Source organism: Pseudidiomarina atlantica, assembly GCF_000753735.1.
GTDB lineage: Bacteria > Pseudomonadota > Gammaproteobacteria > Enterobacterales > Alteromonadaceae > Pseudidiomarina > Pseudidiomarina atlantica.
The window spans coordinates 424,069-447,014 of sequence record NZ_JPIN01000001.1; the positions used below are offsets into that span (position 1 = coordinate 424,069).

23 protein-coding genes are annotated in these 22,946 nt (G+C 47.4%); 16 read left to right on the top strand and 7 right to left on the bottom strand.

Annotated elements, in window-relative coordinates; all coding sequences use genetic code 11:
* Window positions 1-621: 621 nt before the first annotated feature.
* From IDAT_RS02095 to IDAT_RS02150, 12 genes are all read left to right on the top strand, one after another.
* Entirely contained in the window at window positions 622-1,683 is a 1,062-nt protein-coding gene (locus IDAT_RS02095; protein WP_034729840.1) for an AbiJ-NTD4 domain-containing protein, read from the top strand.
* A gap of 100 nt (window positions 1,684-1,783) precedes the next feature.
* The gene (locus IDAT_RS02100; protein WP_051986507.1) at window positions 1,784-2,935 is read left to right on the top strand and encodes a HEPN-associated N-terminal domain-containing protein; all 1,152 of its coding nucleotides are present in this window, start codon (window positions 1,784-1,786) and stop codon (window positions 2,933-2,935) included.
* Between the two features lie 545 nt (window positions 2,936-3,480).
* Window positions 3,481-5,196 (top strand): class I SAM-dependent DNA methyltransferase, encoded by a 1,716-nt coding sequence (locus IDAT_RS02110; RefSeq protein ID WP_034729846.1) that lies wholly within the window; start codon window positions 3,481-3,483, stop codon window positions 5,194-5,196.
* A complete protein-coding gene (locus tag IDAT_RS02115; protein WP_051986508.1) occupies window positions 5,186-6,523 on the top strand; it encodes a restriction endonuclease subunit S in 1,338 nt (445 codons plus the stop codon). Before IDAT_RS02110 ends, IDAT_RS02115 begins: the two co-directional genes overlap by 11 nt.
* Window positions 6,523-7,578: a restriction endonuclease gene (locus tag IDAT_RS02120; RefSeq protein WP_034729848.1), complete on the top strand. Its 1,056-nt coding sequence runs from the start codon at window positions 6,523-6,525 to the stop codon at window positions 7,576-7,578. Before IDAT_RS02115 ends, IDAT_RS02120 begins: the two co-directional genes overlap by 1 nt.
* Window positions 7,571-8,629, top strand: a complete 1,059-nt coding sequence (locus IDAT_RS02125) for a DUF4917 family protein (RefSeq protein ID WP_034729850.1) — start codon at window positions 7,571-7,573, stop codon at window positions 8,627-8,629. The genes IDAT_RS02120 and IDAT_RS02125 overlap by 8 nt, the downstream gene beginning before the upstream one ends.
* Entirely contained in the window at window positions 8,629-9,219 is a 591-nt protein-coding gene (locus IDAT_RS02130) for a DUF6933 domain-containing protein (protein ID WP_034729853.1), read from the top strand. Before IDAT_RS02125 ends, IDAT_RS02130 begins: the two co-directional genes overlap by 1 nt.
* A gap of 12 nt (window positions 9,220-9,231) precedes the next feature.
* Entirely contained in the window at window positions 9,232-10,197 is a 966-nt protein-coding gene (locus IDAT_RS02135; protein WP_034729859.1) for an Abi family protein, read from the top strand.
* Between the two features lie 128 nt (window positions 10,198-10,325).
* The gene (locus IDAT_RS02140; RefSeq protein ID WP_034729862.1) at window positions 10,326-13,481 is read left to right on the top strand and encodes a type I restriction endonuclease subunit R; all 3,156 of its coding nucleotides are present in this window, start codon (window positions 10,326-10,328) and stop codon (window positions 13,479-13,481) included.
* A gap of 11 nt (window positions 13,482-13,492) precedes the next feature.
* Entirely contained in the window at window positions 13,493-14,218 is a 726-nt protein-coding gene (locus IDAT_RS02145; protein ID WP_034729865.1) for a DUF3800 domain-containing protein, read from the top strand.
* Window positions 14,219-14,223: 5 nt separating this feature from the next.
* Entirely contained in the window at window positions 14,224-14,601 is a 378-nt protein-coding gene (locus tag IDAT_RS13585; protein ID WP_156099465.1) for an RES family NAD+ phosphorylase, read from the top strand.
* Between the two features lie 347 nt (window positions 14,602-14,948).
* Window positions 14,949-15,323: an alpha/beta hydrolase-fold protein gene (locus IDAT_RS02150; protein ID WP_034729867.1), complete on the top strand. Its 375-nt coding sequence runs from the start codon at window positions 14,949-14,951 to the stop codon at window positions 15,321-15,323.
* Between the two features lie 2 nt (window positions 15,324-15,325).
* Here the strand turns inward: IDAT_RS02150 and IDAT_RS13435 are convergent, their stop codons facing one another.
* The gene (locus IDAT_RS13435) at window positions 15,326-15,847 is read right to left on the bottom strand and encodes a type II toxin-antitoxin system RelE/ParE family toxin (protein WP_081909727.1); all 522 of its coding nucleotides are present in this window, start codon (window positions 15,845-15,847) and stop codon (window positions 15,326-15,328) included.
* A 250-nt stretch (window positions 15,848-16,097) separates the two neighbouring features.
* Here IDAT_RS13435 and IDAT_RS02165 point away from each other — a divergent pair, with 250 nt between their 5' ends.
* Window positions 16,098-17,411: a DEAD/DEAH box helicase gene (locus tag IDAT_RS02165; RefSeq protein ID WP_034729869.1), complete on the top strand. Its 1,314-nt coding sequence runs from the start codon at window positions 16,098-16,100 to the stop codon at window positions 17,409-17,411.
* 37 nt (window positions 17,412-17,448) lie between these two features.
* Here IDAT_RS02165 and IDAT_RS02170 read toward each other — a convergent pair whose 3' ends face one another.
* The 5 genes from IDAT_RS02170 to IDAT_RS02190 all read right to left on the bottom strand — a co-directional run bounded on the left by IDAT_RS02170 (window position 17,449) and on the right by IDAT_RS02190 (window position 20,181).
* On the bottom strand, window positions 17,449-17,814 hold the full coding sequence (locus IDAT_RS02170; RefSeq protein WP_034729873.1) for a hypothetical protein: 366 nt from the start codon (window positions 17,812-17,814) through the stop codon (window positions 17,449-17,451).
* Window positions 17,814-18,518: a GOLPH3/VPS74 family protein gene (locus IDAT_RS02175; RefSeq protein WP_034729875.1), complete on the bottom strand. Its 705-nt coding sequence runs from the start codon at window positions 18,516-18,518 to the stop codon at window positions 17,814-17,816. The genes IDAT_RS02170 and IDAT_RS02175 overlap by 1 nt, the downstream gene beginning before the upstream one ends.
* A 2-nt stretch (window positions 18,519-18,520) precedes the next feature.
* Window positions 18,521-18,889, bottom strand: a complete 369-nt coding sequence (locus IDAT_RS02180; RefSeq protein ID WP_034729878.1) for a helix-turn-helix domain-containing protein — start codon at window positions 18,887-18,889, stop codon at window positions 18,521-18,523.
* Window positions 18,890-19,203: 314 nt separating this feature from the next.
* On the bottom strand, window positions 19,204-19,767 hold the full coding sequence (locus IDAT_RS02185) for a DUF924 family protein (RefSeq protein WP_034729880.1): 564 nt from the start codon (window positions 19,765-19,767) through the stop codon (window positions 19,204-19,206).
* 69 nt (window positions 19,768-19,836) lie between these two features.
* A complete protein-coding gene (locus IDAT_RS02190) occupies window positions 19,837-20,181 on the bottom strand; it encodes a BON domain-containing protein (protein WP_034730274.1) in 345 nt (114 codons plus the stop codon).
* A gap of 148 nt (window positions 20,182-20,329) precedes the next feature.
* On the opposite strand from IDAT_RS02190, the gene IDAT_RS02195 reads away from it, so the two are divergent.
* From IDAT_RS02195 to IDAT_RS02205, 3 genes are read left to right on the top strand one after another with little or no spacing between them, the layout of a single operon-like run.
* Window positions 20,330-20,779, top strand: coding sequence for a hypothetical protein (locus tag IDAT_RS02195; protein ID WP_034729884.1), 450 nt, complete (start codon window positions 20,330-20,332; stop codon window positions 20,777-20,779).
* Between the two features lie 58 nt (window positions 20,780-20,837).
* Window positions 20,838-21,128, top strand: coding sequence for a type II toxin-antitoxin system RelB/DinJ family antitoxin (locus tag IDAT_RS02200; protein ID WP_034729887.1), 291 nt, complete (start codon window positions 20,838-20,840; stop codon window positions 21,126-21,128).
* 1 nt (window position 21,129) lies between these two features.
* Window positions 21,130-21,444 (top strand): type II toxin-antitoxin system RelE/ParE family toxin, encoded by a 315-nt coding sequence (locus tag IDAT_RS02205; RefSeq protein ID WP_034729890.1) that lies wholly within the window; start codon window positions 21,130-21,132, stop codon window positions 21,442-21,444.
* 16 nt (window positions 21,445-21,460) lie between these two features.
* On the opposite strand, the gene IDAT_RS02210 is transcribed toward IDAT_RS02205, so the two are convergent.
* The gene (locus tag IDAT_RS02210; RefSeq protein ID WP_034729893.1) at window positions 21,461-22,864 is read right to left on the bottom strand and encodes a M14 family metallopeptidase; all 1,404 of its coding nucleotides are present in this window, start codon (window positions 22,862-22,864) and stop codon (window positions 21,461-21,463) included.
* Window positions 22,865-22,946: the final 82 nt, after the last annotated feature.

Here is a 22,946-nt window from a genome sequence, read left to right on the forward strand (position 1 = left end):
CCTTTCAATTCAGGAATACCCGCTTGATCAGTAAGGTAAAAGCAGAAAAATATCAATTAGACAAGCTTCTAAGTGCGCTCGCACAATATACAAATGTTAGGCATTAAGGAGAGGATATGGATACCTACCGGACTGGAAGGGATAAAAAAAGAATTAAGATACCCGAAGGGTATGCATCCAGAGAAGGCCGTGATGGTCACGTTGTCGCTATCCCGCCGGGCGGCACATCGCGAGAAGGAAGGGATGGCCGAGTAGTAGCAATCAAAAAAGGGTACACCTCTCGTGAAGGAAGAGACGGCAGAGTTGTAGCCATTCCACCAGGCGGCACTTCACGCGAGGGCAGAGATGGTCGCGTAGTGGCAATTCCCAAGGGGTATACTTCACGAGAAGGGCGCGACGGTAGAGTTATCGCAATCCCTCCTGGGCGTACTGCGACAGAAAGCAAAACCGGCCGTCTTAAACTCTTGCCAAAACTAAAATAAGCCTAACAAAAGATTGCTAGGGACTGCATTACGCTGCGCTCCATGTAGCCCCAGAGCCAAGCGTTAGGGTTCTATTGGAGATCCTGCGTGGTTCCGGACAATATCAGACTCGAAAGTTTCGTTTGCAAGTGGACTGTTAATGCTCACTGATATTTTTGCTTATAGATACCTGGATAGCCCCATATGGGATAGCTTCGACGAAAATGCTCGAAGACTGCTGGTGCAGGGATTTCGAATCGTCGCCGAGCAGCTGTTTCCTTACTACGACGCCAATGGCAACGAAAAAAGCGAAGCTAGGGCGATTTGGGGTGGGCTGAACAAAAAACTGGCGATGGAGCTTGGCTTAAAAGATCTGTCTTCTCCGATTTACGGTTACTATTCCGACTGGAACGGAAACAAACACTGGGTTAGCGGGTCATGGCCGAAAATAACCGTGTGCGAAAATTTCGTGCTGGCCGAATACGATGGCTCCGTGACCGCCGACCAATTCGTCAAGGAACGTTTAAGCTTCATAGAACTGGCTTTCCGCCAGCGAGAAGAAAAGCTTTCAGAGCTAAATGCGAGTCTGGATAAACGAGTTCAACAAGCAGAGTTGGAAGCGAAGATGAAACCCGCGCGAGGACTGCGACTGCCTGGGAGCCCGGGCGATGCTCTCCGAGCATGGAATCAAAATCAGAATGAGATGTTTAGGGCGTCATGCAACGAACTTAATGAGCGATTTCGTCGATCTCGGGTAAAGCTGCATTATCACAATGGGTTTATTCAAATCTCGGAGGATGAAGCCGTTTTGCGCCAGATAGAGCAGCCATTTTGGAATTTGGTTGGCGACCCAATGTGGCAAAGTGTCGATCATGACATGAAAGAAGCTATTGATCTCCGAGATAGCGGCGGGCGCGATCCAGCGCTATTCGCTGCAAAGGCTCTCGAAAGTGCCATTAAAATAATTTCTGATGTCAAGGGGTGGACTCGAGGAACCGAAAAAGGGGCAGCCAACTACATTGATAATCTTCGAGCAAAAGCAAACGGTGAGTTTATCAATGGATGGGAGCGGGAGAATTTAGTTGAGTTCTTTTCAAAAGTTCGCAATCCCTTCGGACACGGTGCTGGGAGCGACCCGATCCCCGAGCTCTCCGTCCCCCAAACCGACTGGGCAATTGAGTTTTGCATGATATGGACGAAGAGCTTAATTCGACGACTATAGATTGTGCGCCCCCCGGCACGCTAACAATCGGTTCAAAACCGACGCAAAAAGACTGCGTGGTTTAGCCGCGCGTTAGCTTCTTATGAGCATGGAGATATAGATGGGTCATAATGATCACATGGATGATCGAGGGTTTGACGTAGTTGACACATATGTATGCACTGAATGTATTGTCGATGATGTATTAACTCAACTTGTTAATGAAAATCTTGTTAGCCACTCATGCTCATATTGTGAAAGGTCATCAGAATCTTTTGTTGCAGCTCCATTTGAAATTGTAATGGAGCGTATCTATGAGTCTATTTGCGCCTATTATGCAGATGCACAAGACATAGGTACTCCGTGGGATAGTGGGTGGGTTTTTCCTGAAACTGAACCATATGATGTGCTCGAAGCGGTAAACCCTGGTTGGGAAGACAAGTTTACCAACGACGTCCTTGACTGCTTAGGATGCGATAAGTATTGGGTTCCACATTCACAAGGCGACTGGGGGTTAAGTAATCCCGCCCAGGCTTTGGCATATGGCTGGAGTGAATTTACGGATACCGTACTTTATAAAACACGTTATCTATTTCTTTCAGAGCCACCAGATGAGTTTGATGTTGGGCGGCCGGATTATATACCCGTAAAATATGTTTTAGAGGCGCTCGGGAATCTAGTTAAACGTCTCAATCTCGTTACGGTCCTAGATTCAGGCACGGTATGTTATCGGGTTAGAGTTTCAACAAATGGTCAAGTTTACAGTAAGTTCTCTGAGATAAGCGTACCTCCTAAAGGACTTGCAGGGGCAGGAAGAATGAACCCTGCCGGAATTCCATATATGTACGTTGCACTTGAAAAAGAAACAGCAAAGCTCGAAACCCTATTTAAACAAAAGTGTCCTTATGCAGTCGCTGAACTGAAGACTATAAAACCACTTAAGTTATTAGATCTATCGGTTTTGCCTCAAAGCCCTAGTATTTTTGAGCCTGATAAATACACTGAGCGACATGAGATCCAATTTCTACGAAAGTTTCGAGACGAGATTTCAAAACCGATATCGAAAGATGGAATGGAACATATAGAATACATTCCAACACAAATAATTTCAGAGTATTTCCGTCATCGATTTACAGTCGATGATTCTAGTATTGATGGTGTTGTTTATAAATCGTCAAAAAACCCGAACGGTAAGAATGTAGCTTTATTCGTTTCTGAGCACAAAGGTGTTGAGGAGATGGTCTTATTGTCATCATTGTGCATGGAAAGCTAACAATGCCAAGCACGCGGGAAATTTACTCGCTGTCGCTCTTAAATTTCCGGTGTTGGCAGCGTTAACGTCCGCTCCTGGCACCTAGCAGACATGTCCAGACCAACCAAATTGATAGCGCAGCTTGCACCCCAGTCGCCATCGTCTAAAGTTTAAACAGCAATCCACGCAATAAAAGGAGGCAACAATGGCTGTTCGACACAACCCGCCCAGCGGACCTAGTATTGTCCATAAAGGGCAGAAAGGCGGCAAAACGGGATGCGGTGTAGATACTAGGGTTAATCCGACGCACTGGACCAACACGCACGATAGGATTACGTGTGACAAAAATGGGTGTAAAAACTAACTCAAGCATTTCACCAGCGGTCAATTCTACGGCCGCTGATTCATTTTGAATCAACTGACGCTCAAACCACGAGCGCTCTCGTTCAAGCTCTTTACAGTAGCGCCAAAATACACCACACTTTACGACCATAACACAACAATAACAATCGCAACGCACACGCCCTCTCCCGTTGCGCACAAGTAAGCTAGGAAACGTCGTAGACATGGAAAATACCGAGCAAAAATTCTTAAAAGAGCTTGATGACAAACTTTGGAAAGCCGCAGATAAACTCCGCTCAAATATGGATGCCGCTAACTACAAGCACGTGGTGTTGGGGCTGATATTCTTGAAGTATGTGTCCGATGCGTTTGAGGAGCGACAGGAACAACTCACGGAGCTATTTCAAACCAACAGCGACGACAACATCTACTATTTAGCACCTGAAGACTTCGGCGACACGAATGATTACGAGAATGCCTTACATGAAGAACTCGAGGTGCTCGACTATTATCGCGAAGCAAACGTGTTCTGGGTACCCAAGGCGGCACGCTGGAGCACATTAAAAGAAATGGCTGTGCTCCCCATCGGGAGTGTGCTATGGAAAGACGAGACAGGTAAGGACGTCAAATTACGATCCGTGAGTTGGCTTATCGACAATGCGCTCGACGAGATTGAGAAAAGTAACACCAAACTCAAAGGCATTTTGAACCGCATCAGCCAATACCAACTTGAAAATGACAAGCTGATCGGCCTTATTAACACCTTCTCGGATACCTCATTCACCAAGCCAGTGCTTGGTGGTAAGCCGCTCAGTCTGCACAGCAAAGACATACTCGGCCATGTTTACGAATACTTTTTGGGTCAGTTCGCACTCGCCGAAGGCAAACAAGGCGGCCAATATTACACGCCTAAAAGTATCGTAACTCTTATTGTTGAAATGTTGCAGCCCTACTCTGGGCGCGTCTATGACCCAGCAATGGGATCCGGCGGCTTCTTCGTGTCGAGCGACAAGTTCATCGAAGAACACGCCAGCGAGCAGCATTACGATGCCTCCGAACAGAAAAAGCATATTTCTGTATACGGGCAAGAATCAAATCCCACCACGTGGAAGCTTGCGGCGATGAACATGGCCATTCGCGGTATCGATTTCAATTTCGGCAAAAAGAACGCCGACACGTTTTTGGATGATCAGCATCCTGATCTTCGGGCTGACTTCGTGATGGCCAACCCACCCTTTAACGTGAAAGATTGGTGGGCTGAGTCACTTGCAGATGACACGCGCTGGAAATACGGCACGCCTCCAAAAGGCAACGCCAACTTTGCCTGGGTACAGCATATGCTGCACCATTTGGCACCAACCGGCAGCATGGGTATTTTGCTAGCGAACGGCTCTATGAGTTCGAACACCAACAACGAAGGCGAAATTCGTAAGCGGCTCATTGAAGAGGACTTGGTGGAATGTATGGTTGCCCTGCCCGGCCAACTGTTTACCAATACCCAAATACCGGCGTGTATCTGGTTTTTAACTAAAGACAAAGCCAACGGCATGGTTCGCAACGACAAAAAACGCGACCGCCGCGGCGAGTTTTTGTTTATTGACGCACGCGAACTCGGCTACATGAAAGACCGCGTATTACGTGACTTTACTAACGACGACATTGCCAAAGTTGCCAACACCTTTCATGCGTGGCAGCGAGATGAAGGCTACGAAGACATCGCTGGCTTCTGTAAATCCGTTAATTTAGCCGACATTAAAAATCACGATTTTGTGCTTACCCCAGGCCGCTACGTTGGTGCAAAAGAGCAGGAAGACGACGGCGAACCCTTCAATGAGAAAATGGCACGCCTAACCGCACAGTTGAGCGAGCAGTTTGCTGAAAGTGATCGCCTAGAAGCTGAGATTAAGCGGAATCTTGGGGGGCTTGGGTATGAGCTTTGAAATCGCGTCTTCACAACTTTCTGAGTTCCTTTTATTTAAAAATGGAAAGAGTTCTCCAGAAAGAGATGAAAATGGTAACTTCCCAGTCTTTGGCTCTAATGGATTGATTGGTCACGCCAATAAAAGTAACTCTAACAGCGATACCATTATTATTGGTCGAGTAGGTAGTTATTGTGGGAGTATCCACTATTCACAAAGGCCATGTTGGGTAACTGATAACGCTATGATATGTACCAGTAAAAATCCCGAGGATAGTTTATTTTGGTACTATTACTTGTTGTCTGCTAATTTGAATCAATATCGTTCTGGCTCAGGTCAGCCGCTGCTTAACCAAAGCACTATGAACTCTATTAATTGTAAGGTTCCCAAAACCCTTACTGAGAGAGTTCGCATAGGAAAGTTACTTGCCTCATTCGATCGACTAGTAAGTCAAAATAATAGAATAAACCAAACCCTAGAACAAATCGCCCAAGCCATCTTCAAAAGCTGGTTTGTCGATTTCGAGCCCGTTAAAGCCAAAATAAACGCACTAGAAGCCGGCGGCAGCGATGAAGACGCCCTACTCGCCGCCATGCAAGCCATATCCGGCAAAGACAAAGAGCAACTAACCCAGCTCCAAACCGAAAATCCGGAGCACTACAACCAACTCCGCACTACCGCCGAACTCTTCCCCTCCGCCATGCAAGACAGCGAACTGGGCGAGATTCCGGAGGGGTGGTCTTGTTTGGCATTAGATGAAATAGCAAAATACCAAAACGGTCTTGCTCTTCAGAAGTTTAGACCAACAGCTGATGAGGACTGGCTTCCTGTTGTAAAAATAGCTCAGTTAAAAAAAGGCTTCGCTGACGGCCAAGAGAGAGCTACTGCTACCATAAAACCAGACTGTATTATCGAAAATGGTGATGTTGTATTTTCTTGGTCTGGCTCTTTAATGATTGATACTTGGTGTGGTGGCAGAGCTGCTCTAAACCAGCATTTATTTAAGGTCACATCCCAAGATTACCCAAAGTGGCTGTTTTTCCATTTAACTCGTCATCATTTGGAGGAGTTTCAGAGAATTGCAGCAGATAAAGCTGTCACAATGGGACACATAAAACGTGAACACCTGAAACAAGCCTTATGCGCTGTCCCTGACACCAAACTTCTTGATGCTGTCGGTATTGCCCTAGGTACAATGTTGGAAAAACAAATAACTCTAAGGCTTGAATCTGACTCTTTGAAACAAATACAAGATACTCTCCTTCCAAGGTTATTATCTGGTGACCTTAATTTTTTAGAAGCATCGGAAGAATTCTCTAATGAGCAGTTTCATAAGGAGCTTTCATAATGGAACTGTGGTTAACGCGAGCAGGCTCTCACGGAGAGTATGAGCAAAAGTTTCTCGATGAGGGACGAGTTTTTCTAACCTGGGACGGACTAAATCAAGACCTTTCCACTCTTAAGAGTCGAGAGGTCTTGCTTGATTTACTCGAAAACAATTACCCCAATGAAAAGCTTAAACGGCTTCAAAATCATAGCAGTCAAATTTGGCCTTTTGCAAAGACAATGCAAGTTGGGGACTGGGTAGTTTTGCCCTCGAAAAAACAACCAGTCATATACGTGGGCGAAATTACTAGCGAATACCGACACGATAAAAATGCTGCCAATCCCTTTTATCATTCAAGAAAAGTAAAATGGTTCGGGCAAGAGATACCTCGCTCGAACTTTGGGCAGGATCTTCTATACAGCTTTGGCGCTTTCATGACAATTTGCCGGGTGCGCCGGAATAATGCATTAGAACGTTTAAAATCAATGTCTAAAAATGGGTGGCAGCCGGAAAATGTAAAGTCAGCTGTCCAACATTCAGGGCAAGTAAACGGGACTGACGTAAATGACGTTTCTAACGATGATAGTTTCGAATTTAATTTAGTCGATCTTGCTAAACAGCAAGTAGTTAATCTAATTGAGCAAAAATTTAAAGGTCACGAACTCACACGGCTAGTCGCGGCCGTTTTAAAAGCCAAAGGATATAGTATATGGCAGAGCCCTGAGGGTGCCGATGGAGGTGCTGATATATTAGCATCAAACGGGATGATGGGATTTGGTGGCCAATCTATTTGCGTAGAAGTTAAATCGGGTTCCGGCACCGTTGACAGACCAACTGTCGATAAGCTTTTAGGAGCTATGTCAAAGTTTAATGCAGAGCAAGGCTTATTCGTATCATGGGGCGGTTTTAAACAAAATGTTCAAAAAGATATGGCAAGCAGTTTCTTCAGGTTACGTTTGTGGTCTCAAGATGATTTCCTCGAAGAACTATTTGCTGTTTATGACAAACTGGAAGACGAACTCAAAGCTCAATTACCACTTAAAAGAGTTTGGTCGGTAGTTCTTGCAGATGATTAAGCAAGTCCATAAATGGCGAGAAATTGCTGCTCATTTTGCTGATAACCTAATAGTCGGCAATGGAGGCTCAATAGCGGTTTGTCCTGATCGATTTCGCTACAAAGATTTGCACGCTTATGCTATAAAAAACAACTTGTTAAAAAGTAACGTTATAGAAGTATTTGAAAAGGCGACTCCTAATAACCCTGATTTTGAAAAAGTGCTTTATCAGCTATGGTTAGCTGACTTCATCAATAAAAGGTTTGACGTTGAAAAGTCAGAGCGTGAGCGTGTGCGAGAGGGGTATACGCTCGTACGACGAGCATTAATTAATACCGTGAAGGATATACATCCAATCCAAGCTGAGATTGATTCAAAGCTTAATCAAATCGGTCGCTTCATATGTAACTTTTCTAACGTCCTGTACCTTAACTACGATTTGATTCTTTACTGGGCCAGCCTCAAGGTGAATTCCAAGGAAAAACACCGTTGTAAAGATGGTTTTTCAAGTAAGGAGTCTAAAAAGCGAACAACGTTAAGCCGCTTAAAGTTTTCAGAAGATCTCGAAAAAATTTGGGAACCCTTTAATCACAATTCGGCCTCAACCGCAATTTTCTATCCGCACGGTAGCCTTATGCTATACCAAACTAGAGCAAAGCATGAGGAGCGAAAATTAGGTTTATCGGGCGATGATATGCTGGACATCATTACTGAGTTTTGGGCAAAAAACGACAACCAACCACTTTTCGTTTGTGAGGGTTCGTCTGAGGAAAAACTAGCGGCTATTAGTCGCTCTAACTACCTGACAACGGTTTATCACAAAGTCATTCCTCGTTTTAAAAGTACAGTCGTTATTTATGGTTGGAGTATCGGAGAAGAAGATCAACACATCATTCGTCAACTGAGGAGAGATTCCCTCAGTAAAATTGCAGTATCGATTGTTCTCAGAGGCCGCTCAGAGCAATCAATTTCGAAAGAACAGGAATACATTACCGATAAGTTATCGAACCTCGTCTCAGAAGAGGATATTTACTTCTTTGATGCCGATAGCAAGGGCTGTTGGTGCCATTAATGATAAAACTCCACGCCACCCGAAAGCTCTTCGAAAAACTAAAGCTCACCAGCGACGGCACCCTGCCCGTCACACCAACGAGCGCGTGGCTGCACGAAAAGCCTGCACTCGATATCAATCCATTAAGCGGATGGCATGGTCACCTCGTTACGCTACAACGCAGAAACTGCGTTTTAATGACGCATGACAGTACGCGCTTTCCGTTAGTGCTGCCAGCGTTGACCAAACCTGACTTTGCCGAACTAAACTACCGCTTTGTCGATGCCTTTATGAATACTCTGCTGAAATGCGGTGCTACTGAAATCCACCTTGAAACGGCGGATAAATACCTGCGTCCGTTGCAAGTCGATACTGAATGCAGTCGTTCTGTGCAAGGTACACTCAACCGAATGAAGGACGAATTCGAACATCAGCTTTATTACGATCGCTTGAACATAGCCGAAATAACAGGTTATAACGCCGGCGCTTGGCTCGCGGATACGCCTCGTACAGTGAAAGGACAAAAGAACGCGTTATGGCCCAAAGATGCGATGTTGACGCTGCTGGAGCGTTTAGCCATGCAAACTTCCGATAACCGAGATATTGAGTAAAGGATAACAAATATGCCTCGGCAGCAAAAACCATGGATATCATTGGATCAACAGTTAGAGCTACTTAAGAGCCGAGGTATGACTGTTGATGAGCCACAAATTGCGAGAAGTTATTTGGAAAAGCTTGGTTACTATCGGCTCAGTGGCTACTGGTATCCCTTTCGCCAACTATCCACACACTTCAACCAAGAGCTGGAAATACCTATTCGTCATGATGAGTTCGTTGAAGGAACTCATTTTCGGGATATTGTTGATCTCTACATCTTCGATAAACGACTTCGACTTCATGCGCTAGACGCCTTAGAACGAATTGAGATGGCAGTCCGCGTCGACATTGCTCACTTGCTTGGCGAAATTGACTGTTATGCACATGAAAACCCCAAATGCTTGCATGGCCACTTTAGTAAGCAAGTAAAAAAGAAAGGGCCTGCAAAAGGAAAAACTGAGCATCAACTCTGGTTAGAAAAGTACGAGAAAGCCATATGGCGAGCCCGACGAGAGCCATTTATTGAACACTACAAAAAGAACTATGCAGGGATACCGATTTGGGTCGCTATTGAAGTTTGGGACTTCGGTATGATGTCGATGCTCTACTCAGGGATGAAGCTGCAACATCAAGATAAAATAGCGGAAAAATATGGTGCCCCAAGCGGCCATGACTTTAGCAAATGGCTCCGAAGTTTAAATTTTGTGCGTAATGTTTGCGCTCACCACAGTAGGCTTTGGAATATCAACGTTCTCGAACGCGCGCCCATTCCTGATTACGAACATTGGCGACAAATAAATAATTCTCGCCCATTCTTCTATTTTTGCCTGATGCAAAAATTACTCGCAGTTATCAGTCCTAATTCGACATGGAATAAGCGATTTGATTGTATCGTTGAAAGCTTCCCAGAACCGCAAAATAACGCAATAAATGCTAGCGAGTTTGGGATAGTTGATAACTGGAAGTCTTGGCCTGTGTGGGGCCTGAAATGAGAGCCGACGCGTACACAACAAAGTTGCGAAGAGGCGCCGGGCGTATTGCCGATAAGTATAAACAAGATGTTTTACCTGTCAAACACTTTACGGTACTTTACATAAAGTATACTTAAAGGACTAATGGAATGACCGAAGACCAGTTAGAACAACAATGCTTAGAATGGTTTGCCGAGGATGGCTGGGAAATTACCCACGGCCCTGATATTGCCCATGACGGCCCTACCCCTGAACGTACCGATTATAAGCAAATTCTGTTATTAGCTGATCTTGAAGCCGCGATTCGACGCATCAACCCGCATCTACCTGAAAGCGCCGTCGAGCAAGTTTTGGCTGTGGTTCGCAAACCTGAAAGCCTTGATTGTGTGGTCAGCAACCGTGCCTTTCATCGGCTTCTGCTCAGCGGCGTGACCGTTGACTACAAAAAAGACGACAGAGTCGTTCACGATAATGCTTTCTTGATTGATTTTACCGATATCGATGCCAACCGTTTTCGTGCCATTAACCAATTCACCATTGAAGGCAGCAAACAGCTGCGCCGACCGGATGTTATTTGTTTTATTAACGGCTTGCCGATTGCGGTGTTGGAGCTGAAAAGCCCTAACACCGAGAACGTCGATATTTGGGACGCGTTTAATCAAATCCAGACCTACAAAGACGAAATCCCTGACTTATTTGCCTACAACGAAGCGTTGGTTATCAGTGACGGCTTTAATGCTCGAGTCGGCTCGCTAACGGCTAACCAAGAGCGTTTTATGCCGTGGCGTACCATCAAGCACGAAGATGATAAGCCATTGCTGGATTGGCAACTCGAAACCATGGTACGTGGCTTTTTCAGTCGCGAGTTACTGCTCGACTACATTCGCTATTTTGTGATTTTTGAAACCGACAGCGATAAGTTGATCAAGAAAATTGCCGGTTATCATCAGTTTCATGCTGTGCGCGAGGCAGTAAATGCAACCGTCATCGCTGCTCAGTCACAGCGCCATGATGCAGTGAGTACACGGCGTGCGACCTATGGCACCGATGTCATACCTGGTAGCAAGAAAGCTGGGGTGGTTTGGCATACGCAAGGATCAGGTAAGAGTATTTCTATGTGTTGCTATGCCGGTAAGCTGTTGCAACAATCTGAGATGAACAACCCGACGCTGATAATTGTTACCGACCGTAATGATCTCGATGGTCAATTGTTCGCAACTTTCAGTGCCGCCAAAGAGCTTCTAAAGCAAGATCCCGTGCAGGCCGATAACCGCGATAAGTTACGGCAGTTGCTTGCCGAACGCGAGTCCGGCGGCATTATTTTCACCACCGTGCAAAAGTTCGCATTGCTAGAAGACGAAGACGGCCATCCGATATTGAACGATCGTCACAACATTGTGGTTATTTCTGACGAGGCCCACCGCAGTCAATATGGTCTGAAGGCGACGTTGAAGAAAGACGGAACCTACAAGTTCGGTTACGCCAAACACATGCGTGACGCCCTACCCAACGCGGCCTTCATTGGCTTTACGGGTACCCCCATTTCGAGCGAGGACAAAGACACCCGTGCCGTTTTCGGCGACTACGTTTCGATTTACGACATCCAAGACGCCGTCGACGACGGCGCAACTGTGCCCATTTATTATGAATCCCGCTTGGCCAAACTCGATATTAATCGCGAAGAAATTGAAGCGCTTTCCGCACAAGTCGATGAAGTAGTTGAAGACGATGAAGACGTGTCGTCGCGTGAGAGAACCAAAGGCGAATGGAGCCGGCTAGAGAAGCTTGTCGGCTCTGGCCCCCGCCTTCAGCAAGTCGCGGCTGATTTGGTTGAGCACTTCGAAATGCGCAACGCGAGCATGGACGGTAAAGCCATGATTGTGGCAATGAGTCGCGACATTTGTGTGCAGCTTTATGACGCTATCGTTGCCTTACGTCCTGACTGGCACGATAGTGATCCCGAAAAAGGCGCAATCAAGATCGTCATGACCGGCTCCGCATCGGATCGCGCGGCGCTGCAGCCGCATATTTACAACAAGCAGACGAAAAAACGCCTCGAAAAGCGCTTCAAAGATGTTAGCGACCCGTTAAAGCTGGTGATCGTGCGTGATATGTGGCTTACCGGCTTTGATGCGCCCTGCTGCCACACCATGTACGTCGATAAACCGATGAAGGGCCATAACTTGATGCAGGCCATCGCACGCGTCAACCGAGTGTTCAAGAACAAGCCTGGTGGCTTAGTCGTCGACTACATTGGAATTGCCAACGAGTTGAAACAGGCGCTGAAGACTTACACGGATTCCAAAGGTAAAGGCGAGCCGACACATAGCGCCGAAGAAGCCTTTGCCTTGATGCTTGAAAAACTGGATATTATTCACGGCATGTTTGCCCGCGGGCCCGAGCGCGACGGCTTTGACTATTCAGATTTTGAAACAAACCCTAACCAAGTGTTAATTGGTGCCGCCAACTACGTTTTAGGTCTCCCTGATGGTAAAAAGCGCTTCCTTGATACCGTGCTGGCACTCAATAAAGCCTACTCCCTGTGCAGTACACTTGATCAAGCGCGTTCTTATCATAAAGAAGTCGCTTTCCTGACAGCAGTAAAAGCTGCGATCACCAAACATACCAGCGTGGATAAAAAGCTTTCTGCCGAAGAAAAAAACTCAGCGTTGAAGCAGATACTCGACAACGCCGTAATTGCCGAAGGCGTCACCGATGTCTTTGACTTATGTGGGCTAGACAAGCCCGACATCGGCTTACTCTCACCAGAGTTTTTAGAAGACGTACGGCAAATGCCTTATAAAAATTTGGCCGTTGAGCTCTTGGAGAAATTACTCAAGGACAATATTCGCGCCAAAACCCGCAACAATGTCGTTCAGGAAAAGAAATACGCCGACCGCTTGCAAGAAACCTTGCGCAAATACAACAACCGAGGCATCGAAACCGCGCAAGTGATCGAAGAACTCATTGCCATGGCCAAACAGTTCCAAGCCGAACTTGCCCGTGACGAAGCACTCGGCCTCAGCGCCGACGAAATCGCCTTTTACGACGCCCTCGCCGAAAACGAAAGCGCCGTACGCGAGCTCGGCGACGACACCCTGAAAAAGATCGCCGTCGAAATCACCAACAAACTCCGCGCCTCCACCACCGTCGACTGGCAAGTCCGTGAAAGCGTCCGCGCCAAACTACGCATCCTCGTGCGCCGCACCCTGCAAAAATACAAATATCCGCCCGACCGCGCACCCGCCGCCATCGAGCTCATCATGCAGCAGGCCGAAGCACTCTCGAATAGTTGGACGGTTTAAGGTCTTTTAATATGCGTCTGATTTATTTTGATGAGGTCAAATATCAAAAAGGAGCACAGCCTTTTTATTTTTTGGGCGGTATTATCGTTTCCGCTGATGATGTTTGGCACCTAGAGAACGAGCTTGCCAAGATTTCGGGAAAATACTTTGGAACAAGCATACTCACTCGTCATACTGAATTTCACGCCAGCGATATCTTTCATCGAAAGGCAAACTTCAAAAGTTGGAATAATCCAGAAAAGCGCGCCGATTTAGTAAAGAAACTAGCGAAAATACTGGATAGTCGCCCAAATGTCGCGAAAGCCTTCGTATGTATTCAACCCGAACAGATGCTCGTGAATACAAGCTTCGATGACAAGGCATTCATGTTTTTTACAGAAAAGATTGAAAATTACTTACGAAGTATTAATTCGCCTGGACTTCTGATTGGTGACCGAGAAAATAAAAAAGTTTCAGAACAATTTGCGGTGGACCTCTCACGATATCGTAGAAACGGCACTTTGTATCAGCTTGGAACTGAATTACTACATTTGATAGATACTGTTCATTTTACCGACTCTCACCACAGTCGAATGCTTCAACTCGCAGATCTGTACGTTTGGCTTTTACAACTTCAATTTAATTCCAATGACAACGATAAGAATCAGTTGCGTCAAATGATTCTTGACTACGTTTCGCGAGAGACAAAGATTTTTCAGCCAACTAAATATAAGATTTGGCCGAACCAACCACGGTAAGTATCATGCTCGATTCTAAAATATCGGTGACCCAATTATTAATCGAAAACAGGTCGACGATTTCAGTTGAACATGCCGTTTCATTACTAGAGCCTTTGACGATAGGTTTTAAACAGACATCTCCAATCCTGCCAAAAGATGCGAGGCTCTTCCGAGTGCGCGTACTAAGCGAACTACCTAGGAATATTTCAGACTTAGGGGCGCCTCCTGATAACGTTGCTTTAATGGGACGAGTGAATGATACGGGGAAAAGCGTACTCTATCTGTCTGACTTACCTAGGACAGCAATCGCTGAAACAAGAGTTCAGAAAGGACCTTGTTGCCTAACTGAGTGGCAAACAACTGCAGATAATCTACTTTGTGCTAATGGAGGTATCCTTTAGCCGCTCCGGCTTACCCTAGTATTAGGGATGAACAGCAATATTTAAATTATGCTTTTAATGATAGAGGCAAAACCCACGTAGCGTTGAAGAACATTCAGTGGATTGATATTCACGAAAACGGACACTTTACTAGCTTAAACTTCGCAGACTCTTGGTCAGATAACGGAACTATCGAGTGGCAAGATCGTCCGGCGAAATATCAACTTGGACCCAAGGAAAGTGCCATAATTACGCGTGTTTCAGACGACAACTATTTATTTGAGATGGCTGACGGCAGTTTGCCCTTGTACTGCTAGTACACCTACTAATACACGTTTGCTCGCCACATAACCTTATGGGTGCTAAGAATGACAAGATTCGTTTTATTGACCCTGTGTTGTTTTCTCGGCAGTGCCGTCGCAGAAGAACCAGTAGAAATCCCGCGCAGCACGCAGGTTGAACTGACCGACCCAGCCACGAAGCGTGTTTATCCAATTTACATCAAGGTTCCGCGCTCCTTCGCGTCCAATCCAGACAAAGCGTATCCGGTGATTTATCTCACTGATGGCCTCTATAGCTTTCAGATCGCTTCGGGCGCCACGCAATTGTATGACAAGCTGATGAGCGAAGGTGGCGATAACCTCACCGTCAAATTTATGATCATCGACGAAGCCAAGCATGCCACTGCCTTTCCTACTACGCTCATTCAAGGTTTAGACTGGCTTTATGGACTACCGCGATGACGCTATGCAAGCTCAATCCGCAGGCTCTTTCCTAAAGCGCGCGCCGCATTATCCAAGGTATGTAAGGTCACGGACGTATTCGTGGGATCAAGCAATCGATCAAGAGCCGAACGACTTGTTCTCATTAGCGCAGCCATTTTTGTCTTCGAGAGGTGCTCCGCATTCATCTTCTGCTCAATTTTCCACGCAATAACGCGTTTGAGCGCTACGGCATTTACTTCCGCGAGCTCACCGGTTTCCTTGAGCAAGTCGTCAACCGACGAACCTACATATTGATTTTTGTTAGCCATTGTCCACCTCTTTCTTCCGTTATCTAGCCGTGTTCTTACTTCGTACAGTCCATCTTTCATTGAGCGGCAGACAGGCATTCCAATTGGCCAACCAAACTCTACGGTTTTTATATCTGCGCCAACAAATTTCCGGTCTCGCTTAGATAATCGCAACAACCATTCTCTAACTGGTTCGGTGCCGTTTACCGTACGGTAAAATGTTGCTGAAACTTTTTTCTTTGTCCCAACAGTCATAAAATGTACCACTTTTGGTACAAGCATTCCAGTTCAGTATGACGAGTCATCTTCCTTGATACCTATGCAAAGCAAATTCAAATGATTGAGTTTAGGCTACCTATTTGCCTCTTACATTTTTATCCGAGTTTACTCATTTCAAAGTGGGCTTTTAACACTCCGAGATTTCTTCACAATTAAATTCACTGCAGTGGCGGCGACTCTGCGATACAATACGCGTCCTTATCCTAATTGAGTTGCGCATTTATACATGACTTTTTCTGAACTCCAGCTTTGCCCTGAAATTCTTACCGCCCTGACCCGTCAAGGTTATACCGAACCCACTCCGATTCAAGCGCAGGCGATTCCGCCAGTGCTGGATGGTCGCGATGTGATGGCGGCGGCGCAAACGGGAACCGGTAAAACCGCAGGTTTTACGCTGCCGATTCTGGAAAAGTTGAAAGATGGCGAACGGGCCAAGCCGAATACTGCGCGGGTGCTGATTCTGACACCGACGCGCGAACTTGCTGCACAAGTTGGTGAGAGTGTTGCGACTTATGGTGCTGGCTTGAACCTCAATTACGCTGTGGTGTTTGGTGGCGTGAAGATCAATCCGCAAATGATGAAACTGCGCAAAGGTGTCGACATTTTGGTCGCTACGCCTGGGCGTTTAATGGATTTGTATCAGCAAAATGCGATTCGTTTTCCTAAGCTCGAAGTGTTGGTGCTGGACGAAGCCGATCGCATGCTCGATATGGGCTTTATTCACGATATCCGTAAGATTATCAAGGTACTCCCGGCTAAGCGCCAGACCTTGATGTTCTCGGCGACGTTCTCGAATGAGATTCGCGGATTGGCGAAAACGCTGGTAAACGATCCGGTAGAAGTCTCTGTAGCACCGCCTAACTCAACGGCGGAGCGCATCGAGCAAACCATGTACACGGCGACCAAGAATGAAAAGCCGCGTTTGTTGATGCAGTTGCTGCGTGATTTAAAATTGCCGCAGGTAATTGTCTTCTCGCGCACCAAACATGGCGCCAATAAACTGGTGCGTCAGCTGAACGCCGATGGCTTCTTGTCTGCGGCCATTCATGGCAACAAAAGCCAAGGCGCACGCACTAAAGCGTTGGCTGATTTTAAATCGGGCGAGGTTAACATTTTGGTCGCTACTGATATCGCAGCGCGCGGCCTCGACATTGATAAACTGCCGTACGTGATTAACTTCGATTTACCACAAGTCGCTGAAGATTACGTACACCGTATCGGCCGCACCGGCCGTGCCGGACAAGTCGGTCATGCCGTCTCGTTGGTGATGGACGAAGAATTCAAAACCTTGAAAGCCATCGAAAAACTCATCGGCCAACCGATTGAGCGCCGCCAAATGGAAGGCTTCAGCAACGTCGCCCTCACCGGCACCACGCCACCACCACCACGCGGTGGTCAGCAGCGTCAGCCACGCAAACCGCGCGGAGCCGGCGGCGCGAGCCAAGGCAAAGGTGGTAGTCGCGGCAACGGTGGCAACCGAGGTAACGGCGGAAATCGCGGCAATGCCGGTAGTCGGGGCAACGGCGGCAACCGAGGCTAACACTGGCCTTCAACTACGGCCTATAGCTAAGCGCTGCTCAACCGCGCCTAGCAAACAAACTGGCGATGCCGGCACCGGCGATAGCAACTATCGCTCCAGTGCCGGCGGCAAGAATCAATACTAACGGCCAGAGGTTGTTTGAAGTCGGGTCACTAACCACTTCAACCAAGGTGCGCGCCATAGTGACCGCTGGAATAATAGCGCCAGCAATTAGCCAACTGTGCAAGAAACTGAAATACGCGAGCGCGCGCAAAAACGCCGCGGCCAAGAACACCACCAACACGCCCCAACCAAAGAAAGAGTTAGGTACGGTAACTGTCTCGTAAGGCTCCAACCAGAATGGTATGCCAACCAGCAAAAAGCCGACGCTAAAGGTGCCCCACCCCAGTTGTTTGCTCGTCATTAACAGCCACTCGTACCTGCTGATGTCGTTGACGCTGAGACGGCAGCCATCATCGCCGGCATCATGACGGCAACCATGATCGCAGCCTGCACACCTTCAATCACTTCGGCAGTAATTTGCCCAAGCTCTTCACCCTTCGAAACTTGCTCGATGCGCTTTTTATGTTGTTTAAGCTCGTCTTTGCTGAACACTTGATTGAGCAAGTACGCACTTTTGGCTAGCGCAACCATCAGCGCAATTTTTGGATGAATTTCGAGTGGCTTGTCCAGCACCAAACGGCGCATTTCGCGCTTAAGCTCCTGTTCCGGCTGCGGATTCACCTCCGGATAAATCTTCTGCGTGAAAATCCACAGAATCTTGCGTTCGTCGGCTTTGATAATGCCATCGTCCACTAGCTGCTGAGCAATTTTGTGCTTCAAATTTTTAATAGTGCCAATCGCCATCACCCAGTTCTTCAAGGTGTCGGGCTTCTTCTTGCTAGCAATTTTCTGCAGCGCTTCGTCCATCACCGCATCACCAGTGGGTGCAGCATCCAGAATTTCAACTTTGTCCTTGTTTTCTTTATCTATTTTAATGCGCTGCGACAGCAACAACTCGGCTAAAATAGCGGCCGCGGCGGTGTACTCAATATAATGCCCTTCATTGGTGCCCTTCTCGTCGTTCAACGCCAGCAGCATCAAGCCTTCGTACAACTTAATATCCATTATTATTCCCCACTGTCTCCCAACCAATAACGTTGGAATTCTTGCCATTTTTTTAGTTTTTCAGCACTGCGCGGCCCGCTCACTTTGCGCTGATAAAAGCGCTTACCATCCGCCATACTCTCCACTTCGACCGCCGCGTGCTCGAGCATTTCCAGTTCCGCTAATACCGCCAATACCGTCTCGGAAGCAACGCTTTTGCCACGCTCAATACGCGATATCGTCGAGCGACTGGTCTCCACCAATAGCGCCAAATCCGTTTGATCAAGTCCAGCACTGGCGCGCTTGTGCTGAATCAAATACCCCACATTTATCGCGAAACTCTGCGCAAGCTTGCGGCGCATATAAGGTTGAATCGGTCTGTTGTTGAGCATGCGAACCTCCGTGTTATTAGTTTCAGTTTAGTTCATCAGCTCATGATTCACACAACGTGAAAACGTAACATTTTGTGAGAAAACGGAGTGCCAAAACGTACGTCATTTACTGGCTGCGTCAGGGGTGATGCACGATTTGGTTATTGGCTCAAATTTGCACGGGAAATAGGTCTTTGCGTCATTTATGAGGCTAGTTTTTGCTTATGCGGCTTATCTGGCACAGTTTTTTTGAAATAGTGAATTTAGGGACATGCTATACACACTCAACCTAGCAACCGAATGGGCGTTGGACCCGTACCAGGGTACGGGCTACCTTAGAAGCTGGAGCCCGGTTGGCTTAGGAATTCGAGTTCGGAAGGTGTTGAAGCGCGCCTGAGCATGGCATTGCGATGCGGGTAGCGACCGAAGCGGACGATGATGTCGCGGTGTTTGACTTCGAAGTCGTAGTTGGTTTCAAGACCCGGCTGGTCGAACAGACGCATGGCTTCATCATGCACAACCGGCGACTCGCTGTGCATGTAGGGCATATACAAAAACGCGCGCTGTGATGCCTCCATCGCACGATCAACGCCACGTGCCACCGCTTCCTGTGCCAATGCTAAAGCCATCGGATCCTGCGCAAACGCGCGCGCGTCATCGCGATAGACGTTGCGCGAAAACTGATCGAGCACGAGAATCTCAGCCAGTCGTCCGAGGCCACCAGTGCCTGCTCCGGCCGCATCATCGGCGCGCCAGTGCCAACACTCACCTGCAGCACAGGCAACGAGAACCTCACCAAAGCGCTTGCGAATCGTCTTATCTAACGCATCACTCTTGGCAAACCAATCCGCCGGCGTTAGTTCGTTAAACCAGAAGTTGAGAATGTCTTGGGGGTTCATTTGTCGTTTCCATAATAAAAAACCCCGTGGGCTTCGCAGCCGCACGGGGTTACGGGAGCTTAATTAAGCTTATTCAGCTTCAGCCTTGACCGTCAAGTTGTTACGTACATCTTTTACGCCTTCAACACCGCGCGCTAAGCGTTCAAGCGCCGAAATGTCAGCTTGGGTCGCTACCTCGCCACTTAAGGTGACTACGCCATCGGTGGTTTCGACATTGATTTGCATACCCGCAGCCTGTGCCATCAGCGCACTTTTCACTTTTGCGGTGATAGCTGAATCACTGATGTGGTCAGCTTTTTGTTCCATCTCTTGCTGTTGCTCAGCTGGATCTTGCAAAGTGGTTGCCATCGCGATGGTACCAAAGCTCAATGCCATAACTGATGCGACTGAAGTAAATACATTTGCTAGTTTCATAGTTGCTTCCTCCTGTTTAGGTTCACTTTCACTATAGCTAGCGATTTGCTGACGTGAAGCGGCTTTGCAGGGCTTTTGCTCTATGAAGATTTGGTTAATTTCTGAACACAAGCTATAACTATAGCTAAGCTTTGAAGGAGGCATGGTTATGAAAATCATTCACGGGTTACTTGGTTTGACGTTGGCGCTTGGCATTGGTACTGGCTATGCGCAGGATCAAGCGCAGGACGAAAAGAAAGAGTTACCGGAAGCAGCCGCAGAAGGACAGCAAACAGCTGAAACAGCGCGCGCGGGTAAAGACCGCAACCCGCAAACTGGTAAAGAGCTCAAAGGTATTGGCGAAGCGGCAAGGTTAAAAGGCGGCAAAGCTTTAGCTGAAACTGTGAAAGCGACGGCAGGTCCACCGGATTTCATTGACAACGATGATGACGGTGACGGCATTGGTGATGCGACGGAGCAGTCCGCTGCCCACGAAGCCGCGCATACGGTGCAGCAAAGCTCTGGCGCTGAAGCGACGGAACGCAAAGCGCTCGGTCGCACCAAAACCGCTGACGTCACCTTGAAAAAGTCTGACAAAAAGAAAGGCGACAATCACTAGAAAAGCCCAGCTCCTGTGCTAACATTTGTGTGTACATTTAAGAAGCGCAGGAGCTGCAATGGAAACTCGAATTCAATTTCGCATCGACGAAGAAACCAAACGTCTTGCTCAACAAATGGCAGAAAGTCAGGGTATGACGTTGAGTGAGGCGTGTCGTAAACATACCGAGCTACTAGCCGAGCAGCAACGCATGAAAAGTTTACATGACCAATGGCTTGCTGCGCAGGTTGAGCGCGCGTTCGCGAAAATCGAGCGCGGAGATGCGCAATTTTTCGATAGCGATAAAGCTGATCAGATGCTGCAAGAATTTAAGCAACAACTAGGTAGCAAAACTGACAAGGATAGTTAGGATGATTTTTTGGGAAATGGATGCCCTGCAGGATCGCTTTGAATTTTATCGTTTCATTCATGCTGAGAATCCCATTGCTGCAGAACGCGCAGATGTCCACCTAGTAAAAGCCATCCAGCGCTTAGAACAGTTTCCAGAATTAGGAGTGAAACGCCCCGACTTGCCAGGGCGGTTTTTGGTGATTCCAAGTTTATCGCTGACCGTGCTCTATACACACGAATTAAAAGAAGCTGTGACGACTGTCTACATATTGCGGGCGTGGCATGAGAAGCGCCACTACCCACCGCCTTTCAAACAGCCATCAGCCAATAGCTAACAGCTGCTCTTCGCGCTTAGCGCAATTGTAGAACCACACCCGACAACACCGCGACTGCGACTTCATCCTGCTGCATTAGCAAGAAGGTCGCGTTATCGCGTTGTTGTGGGCGTGACCCAGGGAGATTGCGTGGATTCACCACCACTGGCAAATGCGTGCGCACAGTTAGCGCATCGGCATCACCGATGAAATGGCTATAGCCCTGTTTGACTAAATCGAGATATTCATGGTGCGAGAGCTTTAAGCCTTCGCTTGGTATCGTATACGCTTTGCCTGGGGCGTAAACATAGTTGCTGCCGTCGTAGCGATCGAACGCCGGAAAGGGTTCAAGATCGCCCACTTCACGGATGTAACCTGTGGTTTCGGCAGCACTACCACTGCGATTGAAGCCGATATCAATACGGTAACTGTGCTCGTCGTCTTGTACTTGAACTTGGTCGAAGATCACGTCTTTGAAGCTATTTGAATTGTTCATTGGAATGCTGTGATACGGCTCCAATGTCTGCTTCTCATAGTCTTTGTTGGCAATGCTTTCGAGGGCTTTTACCAACATGGCGACGTTGACTTCGCGCGCCTTTTGCCGATTCGGGTCATTTGGAAACGCACCCGATTCAATCAAAATGGTGCTGATGCCCATTTTCGAAAAATTATCGCCAAACGCCCGTGGTGCAAAAGTATCGTTGTAACGACCCATATGCCCCGGAATCAGTGCGTCTCCGACCTTTTTCATAGCGCCGATCAATTGCATAGCACGGCCACGGCTCTCGTTAATATCTTTAGCCTCGTTAAAAGCCGGCGCAAGCAAGCTGATAGTGGCAGGCTTACCGGTATGGGCGACTTCGTAGTAACGACTTTGATCATGCAGGTTAAAGCCGAAATCTGGCTTTAAGGTTTTGCCCTGCTCCATCAGCACACGACCCTCTGGCGTTTGCAGAGCTCGCGCATCACGATTCACGTCAATGCCCTGCACGTTATAACGCTGGGCGCGTTCCGCCCCATCTGGATTTAGCATTGGCAACATGTAGAGAGTGATAGCGTCAGCCCAGCGTTGACGCCACTTTTCATCAGTTTCAATTTTATGCATTAGGTCAAACAATGCCGGCGTAGCCGTTGATTCATCGCCATGCATTTGTGACCACATGAACACAACGGTATCACCTTGACCTGCTTTAAAGCGGTAAATCGGCCGGCCTTCGTAACTCGTACCCACTTGTTCCGTCGAGATAATGTCGCTGCGTTGCACACGTTTGATCAATGGCTCGATATCAGCAAAGCGAATTTGCTGTTTATCGAGTCCAGGCAGCAGCTCATGGTCGTAGTGGCTGTGATTGTCGTGCGCGATTGCTATGCTGCTGATTGCGCTCGTGCCGCCTAGCGTTAAACCTAGGCTTAAGGCGAATACGGTGACATACTTTTGCATTTTTTATTCGTCTCAGGGTTTAATTAATAATAATTTATTACTAGGATGAAGCCTAATGGTTGCACTCGGTGGGCGTCAACTC